This window comes from Hyphomonas sp. BRH_c22 (assembly GCF_000961795.1).
Taxonomy (GTDB): domain Bacteria; phylum Pseudomonadota; class Alphaproteobacteria; order Caulobacterales; family Hyphomonadaceae; genus Hyphomonas.
Map to the genome: position 1 here is coordinate 48,606 of NZ_LADU01000066.1, position 18,490 is coordinate 67,095.

Sequence of the window (18,490 nt, forward strand, 5' to 3'; positions counted from 1 at the left end):
CTGCCTTGAAATTGCAGGATGAAGTCGCGTCTTGAGGATTTTGACCTTGCGCCAATGGCGTTACACGTATTGCAGGAGGCGTATATTCTCCCGAATCGTTGCCGTGATCAGTGTGATCTCTTTGGCGCCAAGATCTTCCAGTTCAAGTGTTCTTAAAGAAAGAGCCCGTGCCGCGCGAAAAGCCAGCGCCTGGCCGACCAGTGTCATACCCCGAATGCGAGCGGATTGAGATGCAGGCACATCACCGCTTGCGATCGCTGCCAAATGTATCACTGCGCGAAAGAACCGGCCGATATCGCTGGCGTACAATATATCGAACGCTTTGGTTGGCGCGGCTTGTTCGCGGAGCGTGAACCGGGCCCACTTCTCACTGTCATTGCTTGCCAGCATGGTTACAAATGGTGTGAATATCTCTTCGAGCAGCGAGATGGCCTTTTTCCGGCTGAGCTCGTCACTGTAAATATCAGATTCAAATGCGCTGAGCACCGGACCAAGTCTGAGTGAGACCTGTTCTGCGATCGATCTTGCCGCGGCAAGATAGAGGCATTCCTTGGTCTTGAAGTGGTATGGGATGGCACCAAGCGACGCACCCGCCTTGCTTGCGATGGCGCGGGTAGATGTTCCATCGTAGCCGACAAGGCCAAACAGCTCGATAGCGGATTCGACGAGCCGGTCGCGTGTTTCAACATTCCGAGGGTCGTCTCGCTTTGCCATTTATGAACTCGTCTTTCTAAGCAGCCAGGCCGACGCCGGAAGGGTTACCATGGCGATCAGGATCAGCGGGACTGTGCTACGCACCACCTCGGACAGTGGCAGGTCTTTCAGGAACACACCTTGCGAAATATGGAGGAAGTGGCGAAGCGGATTGATTTGTGTAGCCAGCTGCATCCAGCCCGGCATGTTTTCGACGGGAGACATGAAGCCGGATAAGAGCACTGCGGGCGAAGCGAACACGAAGGCGCCGAGTATGGCTTGCTGCTGGGTGGAAGATATCGCCGAGATGAAGAGGCCAATCCCGATGACTGCCAGCAAGTAGAAGAACATCGAGCCGTAGAGTGCGAGCAGGGAGCCGGCAAAGGGAATTTTGAATCCGAACACAGCGACAAGAATGAAGAATGTCCCGTGCAGGTAACCAAAGATCAGGCCCGGTGCAGACTTTCCGACAACGATCTCGATCGGTCTTAGCGGTGAGACCAGCAACTGGTCGAACGTACCAAGCTCACGCTCACGGGCGACCGACAAGGCGGTCACGATAATCGTCGTCAGGAGCGTAATCGTCGCGACCAGTCCTGGCAGGGTAAACCAGGCGTATTCAAGATTGGGATTGAACCAATGGCGGATACGGATTGCTTCCGGCGCGCTACCGCCCGGATAGGCTGTCGCCGAAACACGTGAAATGATACCAGAAAGGTACGAATTGACGATCTGCGATGCGTTAGACTTGCGTCCGTCAAGGATGATTTGGACGTCTGCCGAATGGCCGGTTTCGATCCGGCGCGTGAAGTCCTGCCCGATATGGACGACTGCAATGACGCGCTGACTGTCGATGACTTCCTGAATCTGGCTGACCGACTGCAGCCCGATCACTTCGTCGAAGGGGGAGGCGCCCAGTATGCCGGCTTCAACGTCGCGACCCCGGCTTCCGGTATCGAGGTTGAGGACAGCGATATCGACATTGCGCACTTCCATTGTCATGGCGAATGCAAAGATCACGAGTTGGAGGAGCGGTGGCACCAGGATCACGGCGCGCCCCTTCGGATCGCGCCAGATGGCGAGCATCTCCTTGATTATGAGAGAGAGGATGCGTCGCCACATATCAGGCGATCCGCTTCGGCGTGGCTAGCCACGTGAGCGCAAGGAAGAAGGCCCCGACGGCCAGCATTTTCGCTATTGCCGGCAACAGAACCGACCAGACATCTCCTGCCAGGAACAGTGTCTGCAAGCTGGTGACGAAATAGCGCGCCGGGATCACCGTGGTGACCGTGCGGATCGGCAATGGCATGGCGCTGATCTCGAAGATGAAGCCCGATAGCAGGGTCGCCGGCAGGAAACCGGTGAAGAGTGCGAGCTGGGCGGCAACAAACTGGTTCTTGGTCGCCGCAGAAATCAACAATCCCTGCCCGAGAGCGGGCACAAGGAAGGCAGCAGCCACTGCAGCAAGGGCGAGCACAGAGCCCCTGAACGGCACATCAAAGACAAACACCGCTGCCAGGGTGCACAGCACCAAAGAGCTCATGCCCAGGATGAAATAGGGTACAATCTTGGACAGCAGCAGTTCGACCCGGCTGACCGGTGTGGCGAGTACCGCCTCCATCGTGCCGCGCTCCCATTCTCGGGCGATCACCAGCGCGGTCAGCAACGTGCCGATAATGGTCATGACGACGGCGGTCGAACCTGGCACGAGATTGTATCGGCTGGTCAGTTCAGCATTGAACCAGAAGCGCGGTTGCGGTGTGATCGCAGGGGGGGGCGTAAAGGCTGCATCACCGAACTGGCGGGTTTGCCAGACCGCATAAACGCCCTGAGCATAGTTCGCGACGAATTGCGCCGTATTTGGCTGAGACCCGTCGGTCAAGACTTCAATGGACGCCGGATCGCGCCTGTGCAGGCGTTCGGTGAAGTCGGGGGGAATGACGACCAGGCCGCGCAACTGTCCGGACACCAGGCCCGGCTCGAGTGCCGACTGGTCGAAGGCCGTGACAATTTCGAAATACTCGGACGCTTCAAATGCCTGAACGAGGCTACGCGCGTCGGCGCGCGCGTCCTGTACCACCATACCAATGCGGATCGAATTGGCATCGAGGGATATACCGAAGCCGAACAGCAGGAGAAGGATGAGAGGCAGGATGAATGCGATCAGGATGGATGAGGGATCACGGATTATCTGGAAGGTTTCCTTGCGCGCAAGAGACAGGGTGCGGCGCAAGGGTGCAGGAAGTCTCGGCCCGTTCATGCTGTGGCCCCTTCCAGTTCAGAGCGCGCTACCAGCTCAATGAATGCATCTTCCATGGTCACCACCGATCCGTCTGCATTGCTGCAGCTTGCCTTCAGCGCCTCTGGTGTGCCTTCTGCGATCGTCTTGCCGCGATAGATCAGATTGATCCGGTCGCAATACTCAGCCTCTTCCATGAAATGCGTGGTGACCAGGACCGCGACATTCTTCGCCGTCAGCGCATTGATGTGCGACCAGAACTCTCGCCTTGTGATTGGATCAACCCCGGAGGTTGGTTCATCCAGGAAGAGGACTTCCGGCTCATGCAGCAGCGCGGCTGCAAGTGCGAGGCGTTGCTTGAACCCAAGCGGCAGTTGCCCGGCCGAAATGCCGCGATAGGGAGTCAGATCGAACGCCTCGAGCATGGTTTCGATACGCTCCCTGGCGCGCTGGCGATTGAGACCATACACGCCCGCAAAGAAGGAGAGATTCTGCACAACCGAAATGTCACTGTAGAGGGAGAATTTCTGCGCCATATAGCCAAGCCGCCCGCGCGCATCTGCAGCCGCCGTGCGCAGGTCGAACCCGGCAACCCGTCCTTCGCCCTCGCTTGGCTCCGACAGGCCGCACAGCATCTTGAAAGTCGTCGATTTGCCTGCGCCATTGGGGCCCAGGAGGCCCAGGATCTCACCACGTTTCTGGGTGAATGTGATATTGGATGCTGCGGTGAAATTGCCGTAACGCTTGGTCAGGCCGCGCGCCTCGACGACAGCACCGCCATTATCAGCATGACCTTTCATCGCATCGGCCAAAGCCGAGCGTCCATCCGGCCCGCCGCCAAGCCGGTCGACAAACGCGTCCTCGAAGCGTGGCGCGGCGGGAACGATCTCTGCCTTCACCAGCGTTCTGACGTGAGCAAGATCCGCACCTTCACGGGTGAGCAGGCGTATGGCATCGCCGTGCAGGATCGCATCGGCCACTGATGCATCGCCCAGCAGCGGCGCGATGGCAGAGCGGCGCTTTGCCAGCGGAACGCGCGCCAGAAAGACACGGTCCTTCATCGTGCCCGTCAATTCGCCGGGGGAGCCGGAATACAAAAGCTTGCCATCGCTGAGCAGGAGAACATCATCGCATTTTTCGGCTTCGTCGAGATAGGCTGTTGCCCAGACCACTGCCATGCTGTCATCGATGAGTTCGCCAACCATCGACCACAATTCCCGGCGCGAAATGGGATCGACCCCTACAGACGGTTCGTCTAGAAGGAGCAGGCGTGGCCGGGTCAGCAGCGCGCAGGCCAGTCCGAGCTTCTGCTTCATGCCGCCGGACAAGGCGCCTGCCAGGCGTGCGGTGAAGCGAGACAGATCGGTGAACTTCAGCAGGTGGGAGAACGTTTCTTCCCGCTGGTCGCCTGAGAGCCCCTTCAGGTCGGCAAACAGGTCCAGATTTTCCATTACGCTCAGGTCCTCGTAGAGGCCAAAGCGTTGCGGCATATAGCCAAGCATCTGGTGCAAGCGGTGCTGTGAGGCGTGGGCGCGCATTCCTTCAATGAGCACGTCGCCCTGGCTTGGACGGCTAAGCCCGGTCAGGAGACGGATCAGGGTCGTCTTGCCGGCTCCGTCCGGGCCGACAAGTCCGGTTACCTTCCCCGTCTCGATGCATCCGGACACGGCATCAAGCGCTGCCGGTCCCTTTGCAGAGAACCGCTTGGTCACTTTGTTGATCTGGACAAAGGGGTGAGGCTTCAGGGTATTGACGGAGGCATCGCTCATCTGCGTCCTCAATCTGCCACAGCCGAACGGCTCATCTTGACAGTTACGGGCATGCCCTGACGTAAGCCGCTGTCTGGTGCGTCGATTATGATCCGCACCTGATAAACAAGATCAGTACGCAGATCGGGGGTCTGGACAGTCCGGGGTGTAAATTCTGCGACGGGGGAGACAAATCCAACCTGTCCCCGATAAGGGCGGTCCGGCATGCTGTCGGTGAACACGTCGGCAGTCTTGCCCGGTACGACGAAACCAAGATCGGTCTCATCGACATAGGCGCGCACCCAGACCGGGCTGGTCAGGGCCAGCGTGGCAACGGGCACGCCTGCGGCAACAATGGAGCCGGGTTCACGCACGCGCGCCAGTAAGATACCATCCGAAGGTGCAATCAGGCTTGTGTCTCCGAGTCTCAACTCTGCCTGAGCAACGGCAGCCTCGGCTGCTTCGACACCCGCCGTTCCTCCGGCGATCTCTTCAGGACGCGGCCCAAGCTGCACGAGGACCAATTCCTTTTTCCCCGCGACAAGTCGCTTTTTTGCAGCGTCCAGTGTAGCGAGCGCAGTGTCATAGGCTTGCTGGGACACGTATCCACTGTCGCGCAATTTTGACTGCCGGTCGAAGGTCTGCTGGGCGATCAGAACGTTTGCTTCCAGTTCCTCAACCCGGGCGCGCGCCCGGTCAACTTCCTGAGACCGGCTACCGGCCTCAAGGCGCGCAAGCTCTGCCCGGCGCACCGACGCTTCAGCTTTGGCCTGAGTGACTCCGTCACGCAGAGGCGCAGTATCGAGAACCGCGATCACGTTGCCAACCGAAACCGTGTCACCTTCTTCGAAATTTACGGCATCGAGACGGCCCGAGACCCGGAACGCCAGATCGACCTGCCTGATTTCGACATTGCCATAGAGTGCAAGCGCGGCCTCAGAATTGGTGTCGCCAGAATTTAAACGAGGCCACAGGACAAAGCGCGCCAGAACCAGCGCTACGACCAGAACAGCCGCGATCAGGGCAATCCGCTTCATCGACAGACTTTCCGGGACAGGTGCTGCACCTTCCCTGCTAAACAGATCCTACCCTAAGAATATTGTACGAACGTACAGTATTTGCAAGTGCCGATTTCAAGTATCGAAGGACCAATCACCACATAGTAAAACATGTAGAAAGGTATGGAAGTCAGATGTGAGATCGCGGAACATGCCCGACTTTTGGCTTGCCGATATTACCTAAACGATACGAACGTATAAATGCGTACCCTCAAGCCACAGGCACGCCAATTCTTGTTTCCAGGGCGGTGTAAGCGTCAATCGCCCTAAAATCAGGGATAGTGGCATCTAGCCACCCTTCATCTTCACAGGTCTCTTCCGCTTTTTTAAAAACTCATGCCGGATCATCCGACTGGGCGTGCTACTGTAAGCTGGCTCTGCTTTCGGCACTGTTTGCCGACCTCGGCCAAGCCATGTCCGGGTTCTGGATCTGGCCGTTTGTACGGGGTTGAATTCTTCGCTGTATGCCTCGTTCGGCACGGCGCACGTTGGAGGATGGCAATGACCGGACGTAATGACGGGATTGGGCGGTACGCCTCCTCGCCCTGCATGGCGGGCGAGGAGGCGCCGGACTATTTTGACCTGCTCGGTGTTGATCCCGGAAAGGTGCACGGCTTCGGATGTGAGCGTACTATAACAAAGGGAGACATCAATATGGCCTTGAAGCATGCAGAACCCGGAGAGGTCGTTGATCTGCGTCCCCACGGCTCACGGATCGGCGCGGCGAAGACAAGCGCCATCGTCCGCACTCCGGGATTCGAAGCGATACGCCTTGTTGTGCCGAACGGAAGCGAGATTTCGTCGCACCATGTTGCTGGCCAGATCATGTTCCTTTGCATTGAGGGGCACGCCCAGCTCGGATTAACGGACAAGACAATCGACCTGCGAGCAGGTGACTGGGTCTATCTCGAAGGGGGCAAGCCACATTCGGTGAAAGGAATTGAGGACGCGTCCTTGCTCATGACCATCCTGTTCTGACGTGACCTGATGGAAGTCGCCTGGACTGTGTCTGCGATTGACGATCGTCGGGAGTATGTACAGGTTCAGACGCAGGGTTTTGGTTCCGCCATTGAGGAAAGGGCATCCTGTCCGTCCCAAAGCGCTGCCTCAGTCATACACGATTTCCTGAGCGGTGAATTGCATAAGGGTTAGTCAGGGCGCGCTAGAAAGGGCAGGGAACCTAGGGCCTCGAAATCCGCGACAGTATCGACCTCAGCCCATGCTCGCCCCTGAATCGACAATGTTTCTACCTCTCCGGTCGTGCGGGCGATGGCATCAATCGCCTTGAGGAACCAGGCAGAAATCCCGTCCTGGGTGCGCAACATCTGCTCGATCTTGGCGCGGAACATGCCGGGGCCCTCGCCCATGAATCTCAAGAGGCCAATCGATTCGGCATGGCTGTCTGCCTGAGCCAGTGACTTGCCGATCGCCATGAGGCGCGTCCCGTCCAGAGTTACTTTCATGTCATCGGAATCATAGGACACCTTGCGGTCGATTGTTACCTGAATGGGCCGGACCGGGCTCGACAGGACATCCTGCAAAAGGCTGATCTCAAAGAGCGTATCGCCATTGATCAGCAGGAATTCCTCGTCCATTTGTTCACGGACCATCCAGCAACTGGCGAGATTGTCAGCGACCTGGAAGAAGGGATTGAAGAAGGGCGTGGCCTTCAGCGGGCCGTTCCGGCTCGCAAGCTCGGCCTCGACCAGTCCTGGCATGAAGCCGGTTACAACTGTGGCGTGGCGTATCCCGGCCGCTTCCAGCGTATCCAGTTGGCACCCAAGCAGCGTCGTGTCCCTCACTGGCAGAAGGCATTTCGGCATGTTTTCGGTCAGGGGCAGAAGCCGCGAGCCGCGGCCGGCGCTCAGGATGATGGCTTTCATGTGAACTCCGATGCCTCGTCTGTGTGCGGGTAACCGGTCGCCATGCGATAGTCGACCACCCTGACATTGCGCTCCGGCGCCGCGTGACGCAGGCCTCGGGACGGGTTGACCGCAATTCCGTGATCGGCCTGTTCCAGCATGGCAAGGTCAGAAACATGATCGCTATAGGCGAAGATGGGACGAGGAAACGTGTACTCCCCGATCCTGCGCAATTTTTCGGCGCCATAGCAATTGGCCCCAGACATTCTCGGCGCGGGAACCGTGCCGTGTAGCGTCCAGTCAAGACGCGTTGCGATCACCTGGTCAAAGCCGAGGGCGGCCGCAAGCCGGTCTGCCAGAAGGTCGACGGCAGCCGTGGCAATAACGAGCCGGTCACCCCGTTGGGCGTGCCACTTGATCGCGGCGACGGCGCCGGGGTGCAGCCCTTGCGCCACTTCACGAGCGATGAAGGTATCAGCGGCTTTTTCCAGTGAGTCTCGGTCCAGCCATGCAAGTGTCCGCAGGCTGTGGGCCTTGACCGAATCCCGGCTGGCGAGGCCGAGCTTGTGCGCAATGCCGTGCCCAAGCAGCAATGGCAGGCGCAGCAGGAACGGGATCCGGGCGCGGTTCACAAAGAAGACGAACCGCGTCCATGTCGGCGCGCATGTGATCGTCTTGTCGAGATCAAAAATGGCCGTTCCGGGCATGATAGCTATCCCTCCATCCAGGATACCGGCTTGTCCGGTTGAGCGAGAGCCTGGACGACCCGGACACCATGAAACACCAGGCAAATGACAGTCCAGGCGGCGATTGCCACAAACCCCCAGGCGGGCTCGCCAAGCAGGACAGCCAGCATGAAGATCAGCATGTTGGGGTTGCGCCGCGCGGTGATTTCGCGGGCACGTGAATCAATCGGGCGCCACACGTGTATGTGAAAGCCGAACTGCCGGATGAAGATTCCTTCTTCCACGCGATTCAGAACATAGCCGGCAAGAATCACGATCAGTGAGGAGACGACAAGTCCTTCAGGCAGGCCGACCGGTTCCAGCATGAGCCCGTGAAATATCGCCCAGTACCAGAAGGGCGGATGGATCAGGTCGATGCCGTGATCGTAGATATTACCCCAGGCTGAATAGGTCATGGTCGTCCGGGCGAGCTTGCCATCGACCGTGTCGAGGAATGTCATGGCCCAGGCCGCAGCGATGCCGGGGAGCCATGCGCCTATCCAGAAGAACCAGAAAGCGAGACAGACGAAGCCCAGGCTGGCCGTCGTGACCATGTTCGGTGACAGGCGCAGCCAGGCGGCGAGGCGCGTCACGTGAAAAGCCGGTATTGGCCATACGTACTTGGTGACGAGGTCTGTCACCCCTTTGTACGACCCCTTGAACAGGACACGCTCGACGTCCGATACCGGTGTCTGCGTCAGTGACAGGGCGTAGGGGGCTTCCCGCTTGCGCAAAGCCTCGTCATATGGATCGGCAAAATCATCGATGCTGCCCGGACGAAGGCCGGCCTCCCGCAAGACCTCAGGATCTGCAACGGCTTGGCCGATGAGGTGTGCGAACCGGTCGGCCTGGACGCCTTCGGGCAGGTGCAGGGCGGCGAGACGCCGGATTGTACCGGCCGTCCCGTTCACGAGCAGGGCCGCGCCGGGTGTCGCCAGCAATGTGCGCTGCAGGGCAGGCGACATGACCCACTCCATCCCCGCCAGCAATCGGCCATCTTCCTTAGCGACCCTGCCAGCGCCAGCTTTGGTCCAAGCACGGCGCTGCCATTCGGCCAGATCAAGCCCCCACAGTCTCACAGAAGTTTCGCCAAGCAGTCGGACCGCGACCGGTGATTTTGTCATTATGGAAATACGCCTTAGGTTTCATCTGAGAAGGGTGCGGTCAGCCGACGGGCCGGTCCCTCTATACGAAAGAGAGCTTGATGAACAGAAATGCGACGTTTGAAACTTTTGGCGGCATGCGAACGCTTGTCGCGGACTACCGTCACTGGAGCGTTCAGGCGCGGCCAAAGCAAGTCACCCTCGGCGCCATGATTCTCCTGTCGCACGGCCCTGCGCGCAGTTTTTCCGAACTGCCGCCGGAGGCCTTTACCGAGCTGTCGCAGGTCGTTCGCGATATCGAGGCAACCGCCGATGATATCTTCGGTTATGCCAAGATCAACTACCTGATGCTTATGATGGTTGATCCACATGTCCATTTCCATGTGCTCCCCCGCTATGGTGCGCCTGTGGAATTTGAGGGGGCCACCTATCCTGACCCTGGCTGGCCCGGTCAGCCCGATCTTGGCGCATCGGAGGGGCTCGCCGAGGCTGCCCGAGTCGCGGCAGTGCTGAAGGCCGCCTGGCCGAAACCGCATGCCTGATACGGCCAGCATGGGCTGAAGGTCTCCGTGCGAGTCGGTCATCACTTGGCCCTGGCGAGGATGCTGCGGACCAGTTCCAGGTCGGCGGTGGAATCGACATCGATCGCTGCCTCGGCAAAGGGCAGGATTACAGGCCCTATCCGGACGCCAAGGCGTGCCGACACCAGCTCGAATACTTTCTCCACACCCGGACGGCCGATCAGGATGCGTAGCGCCGTCAAAGGGCCGAAACGCCAGGCAATGCGCCAGGGGCGTTTGCGGTCCTGCTCTGCAGCGCGCCAGAAATGCACAGCGCGCAAGGCCTCAGGCGTTGCGATGTAAAACAGGTTACAGCCTGAAAGCTCCGGTCCGCCAAATGAGAGGTATGTGCGCTTCGTTTGCGGATATCCGGCTTCAATCGTCTCGCGCGTCGCCAGACCCACTGTCAGGTCCGCGCCGCCGGCCATGGCGTGCTCAAGAAAGTGATCGACCATTTCAGGCGTCAGCAGGGCGTGATCGCAGGTCGTTACCAGGAGGGGGATGGATGCATCCTGCGCAAGCGCTCCGAGCAGGCTGGCGGCAGGTCCGCCCTCTACCGAAACGGCGGCTCTGACAGCCGCGCCGCCGCTTGCGCGCTGAAGCAGGTCATCATCAAGGCCCGCAACGTGGATCGGTCCCTGCACAGACTGGCTAAGGGTCAATGCCCGTAGCACCCGTGCAAGCATTGGCTCGCCATGAATATCGATGAGCGCCTTGCTTGCCACGTTTTCGGACAGGCAAAGGGGGTCGCCGCTGGCGCGCGTGCCAGCGAGTACGAGCGCCGGGACCGATGGTAACCGCAATCCGGCTGTCACAGTGCTTTGCCGTAAATGCGGTAGGTCTTGTACCGCGGCGCATCATATATGGAGACGAGATTGTGCAGATCCCGGTTGGTCTCGAGAATCCAGGATGCCTCAACCTCACGGACCCCCCGCGCATGCTGGGCGGCAAATGCGGCCTCGCAGCTCGCGACCATGGTCAGCATGCCCCGCCGGGTCTTGTGGAATTTCTGTCGCATGCCGGCTAGCGGAAGGCGGGCCGTGCGTGTGCCCTGCAGCTTCAGGCGGCGCACCAACTGGACCCAGCCGAAAGGCAGGAGCCGGCCATCCAGCCCTTCCGTCGCTTCGTTCAGGTTTGGCAGTACCAATGTGAAGCAGGCCGGTTCGCCATCGATCAGGCCGATCCACAAGCCGTCGCGTCGTATCAGCGGTTTCAGCTCGTTGGCCATGTGCGTGATCTCGTCCTTGCCGAATGGGACAAAGCCCCAATTCCTGGACCAGGCATCGTCGAAAATGCCGAGAATGAGATCGATCTCGCCCTTGTAGTCTTGCGGGTTCATCATGCGCACTTCGAGGCCCGGGTCCTGGTCGAATGCCTCCTTCAGCTTACGGATCTTTTCAGGCACTCGATACGGCTCGCCGAGCTGGCACATGTAGGCATACATATCCATCGCCTTGGCATACTGACGTGCTTCAAGTGCTGGCGCATAGTCTGGCCGGCCATGCGGCATCATCATCACCGGCGGGCTGTCAAAGCCGTCCACCAGCAAGCCGCATTCTTCATTGACCGAAAAATTGAACGGCCCGGCAATTCTCTTCATGCCACGTGAACGCAGCCAGTCCTCAGCGGCCTGCATGAGGGCGCCGATCACATCATCGTCTGGCGCAACTGTGTCCAGAAAGCCGAAGTGCCCGGTTGCGTCCTTGTGCGTTTCAAGATGGGCCGGGTTGATGAATGCCGCGATGCGCCCGACCACGTCGCTACCTCGGCGCGCGACCATCAGGACATGTTCCATGCGCGCCAGCGCCGGATTTTTGGCGGGGTTGATCTGCGCTTCCCGCTCGAATCGGAGTGGCGCCCGCCAGTCTGCAAGATGCCCGTAGGCCGTGTAGGGAATGTCGAGGAAGGCCTTTCGGTCGGCGGCCGTTTCCAGCGGGCGGACAGAGATGGGACCCGCCAGGGAAGGCCGCGTGCGGGCCTGTGTATCGCTGCTCATTTCTGTAACTCGAGTCGCACCAGGGTGGTGTCGTTACCGGCCTTGAACGCTGCGTCCTCAAAGCGCGGCATGCCGAACTTCAACGGCTTGTCGTTCGACAGCGCAAAGGGTTCAGCCGGCATCTGGTTCCACTTGCGGGCAAGTCGGCGGTCGCCGTCCTCATCATGATAGGCCGCCAGCGCGTAGCTGCCAGCACTGGCGATATCGAAACACACTGTCTGTGTCCCTTCCTGCGCGGGCACGCGAATCCGGTGCAGCCTGGATGCCTTCCGGAGGAAGTCACGGGCGCTGGGCGCATACAGTTCCACGGTCAGGATGCCTCCGCCCTTCACACCCGCAACATCAACCTGGATTTGCGGCGCATGCGAGCCACATACCGCCGCTGCCTCATGCGGCCGGATATCCAGGTCCTGTCCGGCGTCTCCCATCGCGGCTGCCGGAAGAACAAGCAGAGAAAAGAGCCATGCCTTTAAAAGTTTCATCCCGATGCTCCAAATGTGACGTATCGGTTACAGTTGTGCTTCAGTAATGCTAAGGCGACACCCATATCAATGGAAGCCTGCAGCAGATGAACCATTTGGACGCATCCGCAACATTACAAATTCGCGTGATGGGAGATTGCGCCAGGAATGTTCGTGAAACTTGATCGCTATCTGCTGAAAAGCTGTCTTGGCCTGTTTGCCGGGCTGACAGTTCTGGCGCTCGCCCTGTTGCTGCTCGAGCGCCTCATACGCATTATCGAGATCGTCTCCGGTTCGACCAACACGGTCGTGGCGGCCGGCATGATGGTGGCAAATCTCATTCCTCACTACCTCGACCTTGCCTTACCGGGCGCATTCCTGATTGCCATGATCATCACTATCGACCGACTAAGCCGGTCTGGTGAAATCGTGGCCCTCATGGCGACGGGCGTGTCACTGTACCGGATTGTCAGGCCCTACCTCGGATTGGCGATCCTGCTGGCCCTCTTGTCCTTGTTCATATCCGGATTCCTGCAACCGCTATCGCGCTATAATTACCGTCAGATTGTGCATGACCTGCAGCACAAAACCGTTGTCACGGCGTTCCAGGAGCGCAAGTTTGTCCAGCTCAAGGACCGAATTGTCTGGACCGACCATGTGGATGCCTCCAAGCGAAATCTGGGACAAACCTTCATCCTTGAAACCGAACCGGATGGCGCGCGCCACTTCCTGACGGGGCAGACTGGCGAGCTGAATGAGGCCGGGGATGGCACCATCATCATCTCGCTCAATAATGGCGCTGGCGGCACATTCAGGAATCCGGACGAGTCCACCACGAATAACCTGATTTCGTACGGCCAGCTGAGTTGGCCGATGCCGACGTCCGGTGGTGAATTCCGGGACCGAGGCGAAGACGAGCGCGAGTTGGTGCTGCCGGAACTCATCGCGGCCTCAAGTGGTGCAGGCAGCGATGCGATCAACCCGGTTGTTGCGGTCGCCAGTTTTCATGATCGCCTGAGCCGCGCGGCACTATTGCTCATCCTGCCCCTGATCGGAATGATTCTTGGACTTAACCTTGGCCGCACACCGCGGTCCGGAGGCATCGTGATCGGCATCCTGCTTCTCCTTTCGGTACAGAAGTTTCTGGAATACGGCCTCGCACTGGCCGAAAGTGGCGCCATTCCGGCGTGGGCCGGCTTCTGGCCTGTCGTTCTTGCCCTCGCCGTCGCAGCACTCATCATGTTCCGCCGCCTTGCGCACGGCCGCATACTGTTGGGGCCAAGGCCAATTCGGCGGCGATGGAACCCGCCCATGGCAACCCGCTTGAGCGAAACCACACAGTCATGACAAGCCGCCTTCCGCGTTATCTGTCGGTGCTTTTCCTGCAGCGCCTGTTCATCACCATATTTGGCATGGTCACGCTCCTGGGCGTGCTCGATGCCCTCGGTAATGCTGACCGGCTTCCCGATGGCGCCGGCTTTATCGGGCAGATGAAATACATGGGCCTCAGGATACCGATCCTGTTTGACCGGACATTCGTGTTTGCAATCCTGCTGGCCGTGCTGCTGACATATGCATCGCTTTACCGGCGGAACGAGCTGGTCATCATTTCGGCATCAGGGCTGTCTGTCTTTGGCCAGATCCGTGCGCTCGCACCTGCCGTTGTTGCGGTCAGCATCGTGTCGGCAATCCTGATTGACCAGGTCAATCCCATTGCCAACAAGGCGCTGGAGAACTGGCTTGGCACCTCGGCACTGGTCGAGAATACGCAGGCGCCTGAGCGCATGTGGCTGTCTGATGGCCGGTTGCTCGTCGAGGTGGTCGGGATGCAGAATGAACGCCTGTCCGGGATCACCATCTTCGAACGCGATGCTGACGGAGCAGTGGTTGCAGTCACGACGGCCGAGACGGCGATCCCGGTGGCGGGCGGATGGCAGATCGAAGGTGCAGAGCAACAGCGATTCGACGGCCAGGCTGGTGATGTGAAGACGTTCTGGCCCAGCCCGCAGACCCCTGACAGCCTCCGCCTCCTGCTGACCGAGCCACGTGACCTTGCCATCGCTGATCTGCTTGCCCTCAACCGGATGCGCGGGTCCGGCAGCCGCCCCGCCAGTGCCTACCTGCTCTGGGCCCTTCACCGGATATCCCTGCCGCTTGCCGCTCTTGGTTTTCTCATTCTTGCGGTGCCGATCATGCAGCTTTACGGCAGGCGTGACAGCAGTGACATGGCATTGGCCGGCGGCGTGGCGGCGGGCTTTATCTTCATGGTCACGGATGGCGTACTCAAGACGCTGGCGGAAAGTGGCGGATTCAGCGCGATCCTCGCAGTCGGCCTGCCAATACTCGGGCTGGTCATGGCCGGGTTGTGGCTGGCCCTCGGCCGGGAAGTCCAAAGATGAGTGCCCCGGTCGGGCTGGTCGTTAATCCGCGGAGCCACACGGTCCTGCGGAAGGGCTCTGTACTGGAGGCCGCCGCCCGGAACATGCCGGATGCGGCACTGGTGCGGTTTGACAACGTGGGTCAGCTTGAGTCGCAGATGACAGACCTCGCGCGGCAGGGGGTCCGGCAGGTATATGTCGAAGGCGGAGACGGCACTTTGCAGGCCGTGCTTACGGCCAGTCTCGCACCCCGGACGGGTTTTGATGTTTTGCCTGATTTTGCAATCCTGCCGGGCGGCAGCACAAATCTCGCCTACAAGGTCTTCGGCCTAAAGCTGAAAACACCTGAAGCGGCGCTTGATTACATTCAACAGCGCGTCCGGCACGGCCAAAGGCTTGCAACCGTCCGGCATCAGGCGCTTGTCATTGACAGTGCGTCGCTGGCGAACCCGGCGATCGGTTTCCTGCTGTCGACCGGGTCCCTGGCGCGCGCTATGGTCTACACTCAGCAGGAGCTGCACGGCGAGGGGCATCGCGGCTCGCTCGCCATCGCGGGAGCCCTTGCGCGGCTCATGGTGTGGCCGAGCCGGCACCTTGGCCAGGACGGCGAGCCGCTGCTCCGCCCCAGTCCGTTGACAGCCACTTCGTCTCATTTCCGCGTGGAAGGCGATCATGCGCTTAGCCTGATGACAACCCTGCCGACGCTGAGCCTTCGCCTCAGGCCCTACTGGGGCGAGGGGACTGCGCCGATTGCGTTCACGCATGCCCGCTGGCCGATCCGGGGCCTGCACGCGGCGCTGCTGAAGGTGATGACCGGGCAGGCGGGACGCCATATGATCCGTCACGGACTGGTCAGTCATCGCGTTGACGGGGTCAGGCTTGAATACAAGGGGCCGGTCATGCTCGATGGCGAAATACTGCCCGTGCCGGAGGATGGGCTTTTTACTGTCAGTGTCACGCCGCCCATCCGGTTCATGCGATGAAAGAGGATGCATTGCTTCAGGGCCTGCGCGAGATCATACGTGCCGACCAGCTGCCGCTGAACCCGGCAGCGGTCAGCATGGCCGATGCCATCTGCGCGAAACATCCGGGCGCCGTTCGGGCCCTGGTCTTTTACGGCTCCGCCCTGCGCATGGGCGAGCGGGCCGACAAGATGCTGGACTTCTATGTCATCGTCGACAGTTACCGGGCGATACACGGGTTCGGTCTGAAGCAGTTCGCCTCGTTCCTCATCCCGCCAAGTGTCCACTTCCTCGAGATCCGGGACGCCGACGGCATGCGCCTGCGCAGCAAGTACGCGATCGTCTCGGAAAAGGCCTTCCACCGGCGCACACGCGGCGGCGCGTTCGAGTCGATGCTCTGGGCACGCTTTGCCCAGCCTGCCACCATCATTGCCGACAACCCGGCGGTCTACGACGCCCTCGTCGACACGCTGGCGCTCGCCTGCGTCAAGCTCGCCAGGGAAGTTGCGCCGATGCTGGATTACCCCGTCCAGCCGCTTGACCCGTGGGTGAGGGGGCTGGCCGAGAGTTACCGCACGGAGCTGCGCCCGGAAAAACCCGAGGCGCGCGCGAGAGAGATCGTTGGCCGTTTCGAGGCTCGTTACCGTAAACTCACCGACCTGATCTTCGCGGAGCAATCGCTGCCGACTACGGGCTGGGGCGTGGCGGCCGCGCTGTGCCGGATGCGCTGGTTCCTGCGGCGGGTGATCGGCAAGCCTGCTGGAGCCCTGCGCGTTCTAAAGGCCGCTGCGACCTTCGACGCCGGACTCGATTACATCCTTGAAAAGGTCGAAAGTCATTCCGGCGTGAAGCTGATAGTCAGTGACAATGAGCGAAAACATCCCGTGCTGCATGCGCCAGTGCTGGCCTGGCGCCTTTTCCGGGCCGGAGCCTTCCGCTGAACTTCCAGCTTAGCTGACGAGCGCGGGCAGGGTCTTGAACGCCGCGAGGATCTGGTTGATCTCGTCCTCGCTGTGAGCAGCAGACACACTCAGTCTGAGCAGAGACTTGGCTTGCGGTGTTGCTGGCGGTACCGCGAGATTGACGTAAATGCCGGCTTCGAGAAGTGCGTTCCATTCGCGCACGGCCGTCACCTCGTCTGCCCTTGGCAGGGCGATGATCGGCCCGGGGGCGGAGGCAGGTTCGAAACCTGCTGCCCGCAGGCCGGAATGAAGCTGGTTGGCACGATCCCAAAGGCGCGTGCCAAGGTCATCACTGCTGGCAATTACGGCCAGGGCCGTGCGCGCCGCCGCGATGTTGGCCGGCGAACCGGATGCAGTGAACAGGTAAGGGCGGCTGACAAGCCGCGTGTATTCAAAGGATTCATGGCGCGACACGCAAAAGCCGCCAATCGAGGCAAAGCTCTTGGAAAACGTGCCGGACAGGAAATCGATCTTGTCGAGAACACCCTGCGCCTGCGCAACCCCTCGTCCGCGTTCACCATAGCACCCCACCGAATGCGCCTCGTCCACATAGAGGAAAGCGCCATGTTCGCTGACGACATCGACGAACTCAGCCAGGGGGGCAACATCGCCCAGCATGGAATACAGGCCCTCGACGACGACCAGACGTGCGCCATCGTCCGGCAGCCGTGACAGCCGCTTGGCCAGGTCTTCCGGGCTGTTGTGGCGGAACCGGATTGTCTCGGCATCGCTGAGGCGGCAGCCGTCATAGATGCAGGCATGGCTGTCGGCGTCGATCAGCAAATGGTCGCCGCGTCCCACCAGGGCGCTGATGGCGGCGAGGTTCGCCTGGTAACCTGTTGTGAACACGATGGCCGAGGCAGCATCGAAATAGTCCTTCAGGGCTGTTTCCAGTTCGACATGCTCACGGAATGTGCCATTGGCGAGCCGGCTTCCGGTCGTGGCGGTGCCATGATGGTCGATGGCTGCCTTTGCGGCCGTCGTGCAGGCATCGGAAAATGTCAGGCCGAGGTAATTGTTGGTGCCGGCCAGGATGACTTCGCGCGATCCCACCCGCGCCCTGGTGGGCGACAGGATTTCATCAAACGCCATGCCAAAGGGCTGCGTTCCCAAGTCTGCAACGCCCCGAAAGCGCTCAGCAAGCTTTTCGAACTTTCCGAAAATATCGTTTTTTTTCATGCCACTGTCAAACATGGGTCAGTTGCCCGATGGTCTCCACAAGGTCCCGGACCGTATCGATATTTGACGCGGCCTCAACCGGAAAGCTGATGTCATAGATGTCTTCGATCTCCATGACGATATCAAAGATTTCAACGGAATCGATCTCGAGATCAGCGCTGATGCGCAAGTCCATGGTAATCTCGACGTCGGCATGAGCATGCGCTTTGAGTATTCTCGACACATCGTCAAAAACGCCGGAATTTTGCACTTTCACATGTCTCTCCCGTCGTTACCTGTGCCGTGTACAAAGTGGGACCTACCAGAATCCAGAAAAGGGGCAAGACTGCGAGTCATCGTGGTGTCCAGCGGTGTCGGCAAGTCGACCACCCGATCCGCCAGCCAGTCGCCTGCCTGCAATTCGCGCACCTTGCCTGAGGAGAAGACGTGCGGCCTGCCTGTGAGGCGCGCAGCGCCATCAGCAACAATACCCACAGTGCTGAAAAGCCAGGCGGGCACGGACACCATGCGGACATTGCGTCCTGTCACACGGGCAGCGCTGTCTGCAATATCCTGCCACTCGAC

19 protein-coding genes and 1 pseudogene are annotated in these 18,490 nt (G+C 60.0%); 6 read left to right on the top strand and 14 right to left on the bottom strand.

The genetic code is table 11. The features are described 5' to 3' along the window. Positions 1-60: 60 nt before the first annotated feature. From VR74_RS08695 to hlyD, 5 genes are read right to left on the bottom strand one after another with little or no spacing between them, the layout of a single operon-like run. The gene (locus VR74_RS08695) at positions 61-714 is read right to left on the bottom strand and encodes a CerR family C-terminal domain-containing protein (RefSeq protein ID WP_045695939.1); all 654 of its coding nucleotides are present in this window, start codon (positions 712-714) and stop codon (positions 61-63) included. Next, the gene (locus tag VR74_RS08700; protein WP_045695940.1) at positions 715-1,815 is read right to left on the bottom strand and encodes an ABC transporter permease; all 1,101 of its coding nucleotides are present in this window, start codon (positions 1,813-1,815) and stop codon (positions 715-717) included. A 1-nt stretch (position 1,816) separates the two neighbouring features. Next, on the bottom strand, positions 1,817-2,953 hold the full coding sequence (locus tag VR74_RS08705) for an ABC transporter permease (protein ID WP_045695942.1): 1,137 nt from the start codon (positions 2,951-2,953) through the stop codon (positions 1,817-1,819). After that, a complete protein-coding gene (locus VR74_RS08710) occupies positions 2,950-4,701 on the bottom strand; it encodes an ATP-binding cassette domain-containing protein (protein WP_045695943.1) in 1,752 nt (583 codons plus the stop codon). The genes VR74_RS08705 and VR74_RS08710 overlap by 4 nt, the downstream gene beginning before the upstream one ends. Before the next feature lie 8 nt (positions 4,702-4,709). Continuing rightward, positions 4,710-5,717, bottom strand: a complete 1,008-nt coding sequence (gene hlyD, locus VR74_RS08715) for a secretion protein HlyD (protein WP_045695944.1) — start codon at positions 5,715-5,717, stop codon at positions 4,710-4,712. Positions 5,718-6,239: 522 nt separating this feature from the next. Here hlyD and VR74_RS08720 point away from each other — a divergent pair. Next, a complete protein-coding gene (locus VR74_RS08720) occupies positions 6,240-6,716 on the top strand; it encodes a cupin domain-containing protein (RefSeq protein ID WP_299949940.1) in 477 nt (158 codons plus the stop codon). A gap of 170 nt (positions 6,717-6,886) precedes the next feature. Here VR74_RS08720 and VR74_RS08725 read toward each other — a convergent pair whose 3' ends face one another. The 3 genes from VR74_RS08725 to VR74_RS08735 are packed head-to-tail and all read right to left on the bottom strand — an operon-like array spanning position 6,887 to position 9,449. Continuing rightward, positions 6,887-7,621, bottom strand: coding sequence for a phosphocholine cytidylyltransferase family protein (locus VR74_RS08725; RefSeq protein ID WP_299949941.1), 735 nt, complete (start codon positions 7,619-7,621; stop codon positions 6,887-6,889). Further along, positions 7,618-8,307, bottom strand: coding sequence for an HAD family hydrolase (locus VR74_RS08730; RefSeq protein ID WP_045695946.1), 690 nt, complete (start codon positions 8,305-8,307; stop codon positions 7,618-7,620). Before VR74_RS08730 ends, VR74_RS08725 begins: the two co-directional genes overlap by 4 nt. A 5-nt stretch (positions 8,308-8,312) precedes the next feature. Continuing rightward, the gene (locus tag VR74_RS08735; protein WP_045695948.1) at positions 8,313-9,449 is read right to left on the bottom strand and encodes a CDP-alcohol phosphatidyltransferase family protein; all 1,137 of its coding nucleotides are present in this window, start codon (positions 9,447-9,449) and stop codon (positions 8,313-8,315) included. Positions 9,450-9,529: 80 nt separating this feature from the next. Between VR74_RS08735 and VR74_RS08740 the strand changes: the two genes are divergently transcribed. After that, on the top strand, positions 9,530-9,970 hold the full coding sequence (locus VR74_RS08740; RefSeq protein ID WP_045695949.1) for a hydrolase: 441 nt from the start codon (positions 9,530-9,532) through the stop codon (positions 9,968-9,970). Positions 9,971-10,011: 41 nt separating this feature from the next. Here VR74_RS08740 and VR74_RS08745 read toward each other — a convergent pair whose 3' ends face one another. Genes VR74_RS08745 through VR74_RS08755 form a run of 3 tightly spaced genes read right to left on the bottom strand, consistent with a single transcriptional unit; the run spans position 10,012 to position 12,466 of the window. Continuing rightward, positions 10,012-10,803 (bottom strand): nucleotidyltransferase family protein, encoded by a 792-nt coding sequence (locus VR74_RS08745; protein WP_045695950.1) that lies wholly within the window; start codon positions 10,801-10,803, stop codon positions 10,012-10,014. Continuing rightward, on the bottom strand, positions 10,800-11,984 hold the full coding sequence (locus tag VR74_RS08750) for a hypothetical protein (protein ID WP_299949942.1): 1,185 nt from the start codon (positions 11,982-11,984) through the stop codon (positions 10,800-10,802). The genes VR74_RS08745 and VR74_RS08750 overlap by 4 nt, the downstream gene beginning before the upstream one ends. Beyond that, complete coding sequence (locus VR74_RS08755; RefSeq protein ID WP_045695951.1) at positions 11,981-12,466, bottom strand: DUF2141 domain-containing protein; 486 nt, start codon at positions 12,464-12,466, stop codon at positions 11,981-11,983. Before VR74_RS08755 ends, VR74_RS08750 begins: the two co-directional genes overlap by 4 nt. Before the next feature lie 147 nt (positions 12,467-12,613). Here VR74_RS08755 and VR74_RS08760 point away from each other — a divergent pair, with 147 nt between their 5' ends. From VR74_RS08760 to VR74_RS08775, 4 genes are read left to right on the top strand one after another with little or no spacing between them, the layout of a single operon-like run. Further along, on the top strand, positions 12,614-13,792 hold the full coding sequence (locus tag VR74_RS08760; protein WP_045695953.1) for an LptF/LptG family permease: 1,179 nt from the start codon (positions 12,614-12,616) through the stop codon (positions 13,790-13,792). Next, positions 13,789-14,844, top strand: coding sequence for an LptF/LptG family permease (locus VR74_RS08765; RefSeq protein WP_045695954.1), 1,056 nt, complete (start codon positions 13,789-13,791; stop codon positions 14,842-14,844). The genes VR74_RS08760 and VR74_RS08765 overlap by 4 nt, the downstream gene beginning before the upstream one ends. Next, positions 14,841-15,806: a diacylglycerol kinase family protein gene (locus tag VR74_RS08770; protein WP_045695956.1), complete on the top strand. Its 966-nt coding sequence runs from the start codon at positions 14,841-14,843 to the stop codon at positions 15,804-15,806. Before VR74_RS08765 ends, VR74_RS08770 begins: the two co-directional genes overlap by 4 nt. Then, a complete protein-coding gene (locus VR74_RS08775) occupies positions 15,803-16,726 on the top strand; it encodes a hypothetical protein (protein WP_045695957.1) in 924 nt (307 codons plus the stop codon). The genes VR74_RS08770 and VR74_RS08775 overlap by 4 nt, the downstream gene beginning before the upstream one ends. A 9-nt stretch (positions 16,727-16,735) precedes the next feature. Here the strand turns inward: VR74_RS08775 and VR74_RS08780 are convergent, their stop codons facing one another. The 3 genes and pseudogenes from VR74_RS08780 to VR74_RS08790 all read right to left on the bottom strand — a co-directional run. Continuing rightward, positions 16,736-17,926: an aminotransferase class I/II-fold pyridoxal phosphate-dependent enzyme gene (locus VR74_RS08780; protein WP_299949943.1), complete on the bottom strand. Its 1,191-nt coding sequence runs from the start codon at positions 17,924-17,926 to the stop codon at positions 16,736-16,738. Positions 17,927-17,933: 7 nt separating this feature from the next. Then, positions 17,934-18,182, bottom strand: coding sequence for a phosphopantetheine-binding protein (locus tag VR74_RS08785; protein WP_299949946.1), 249 nt, complete (start codon positions 18,180-18,182; stop codon positions 17,934-17,936). Continuing rightward, positions 18,179-18,490 (bottom strand): annotated as a pseudogene (locus VR74_RS08790) (hypothetical protein); the annotation flags it as partial. The gene VR74_RS08785 and the pseudogene VR74_RS08790, both read right to left, overlap by 4 nt.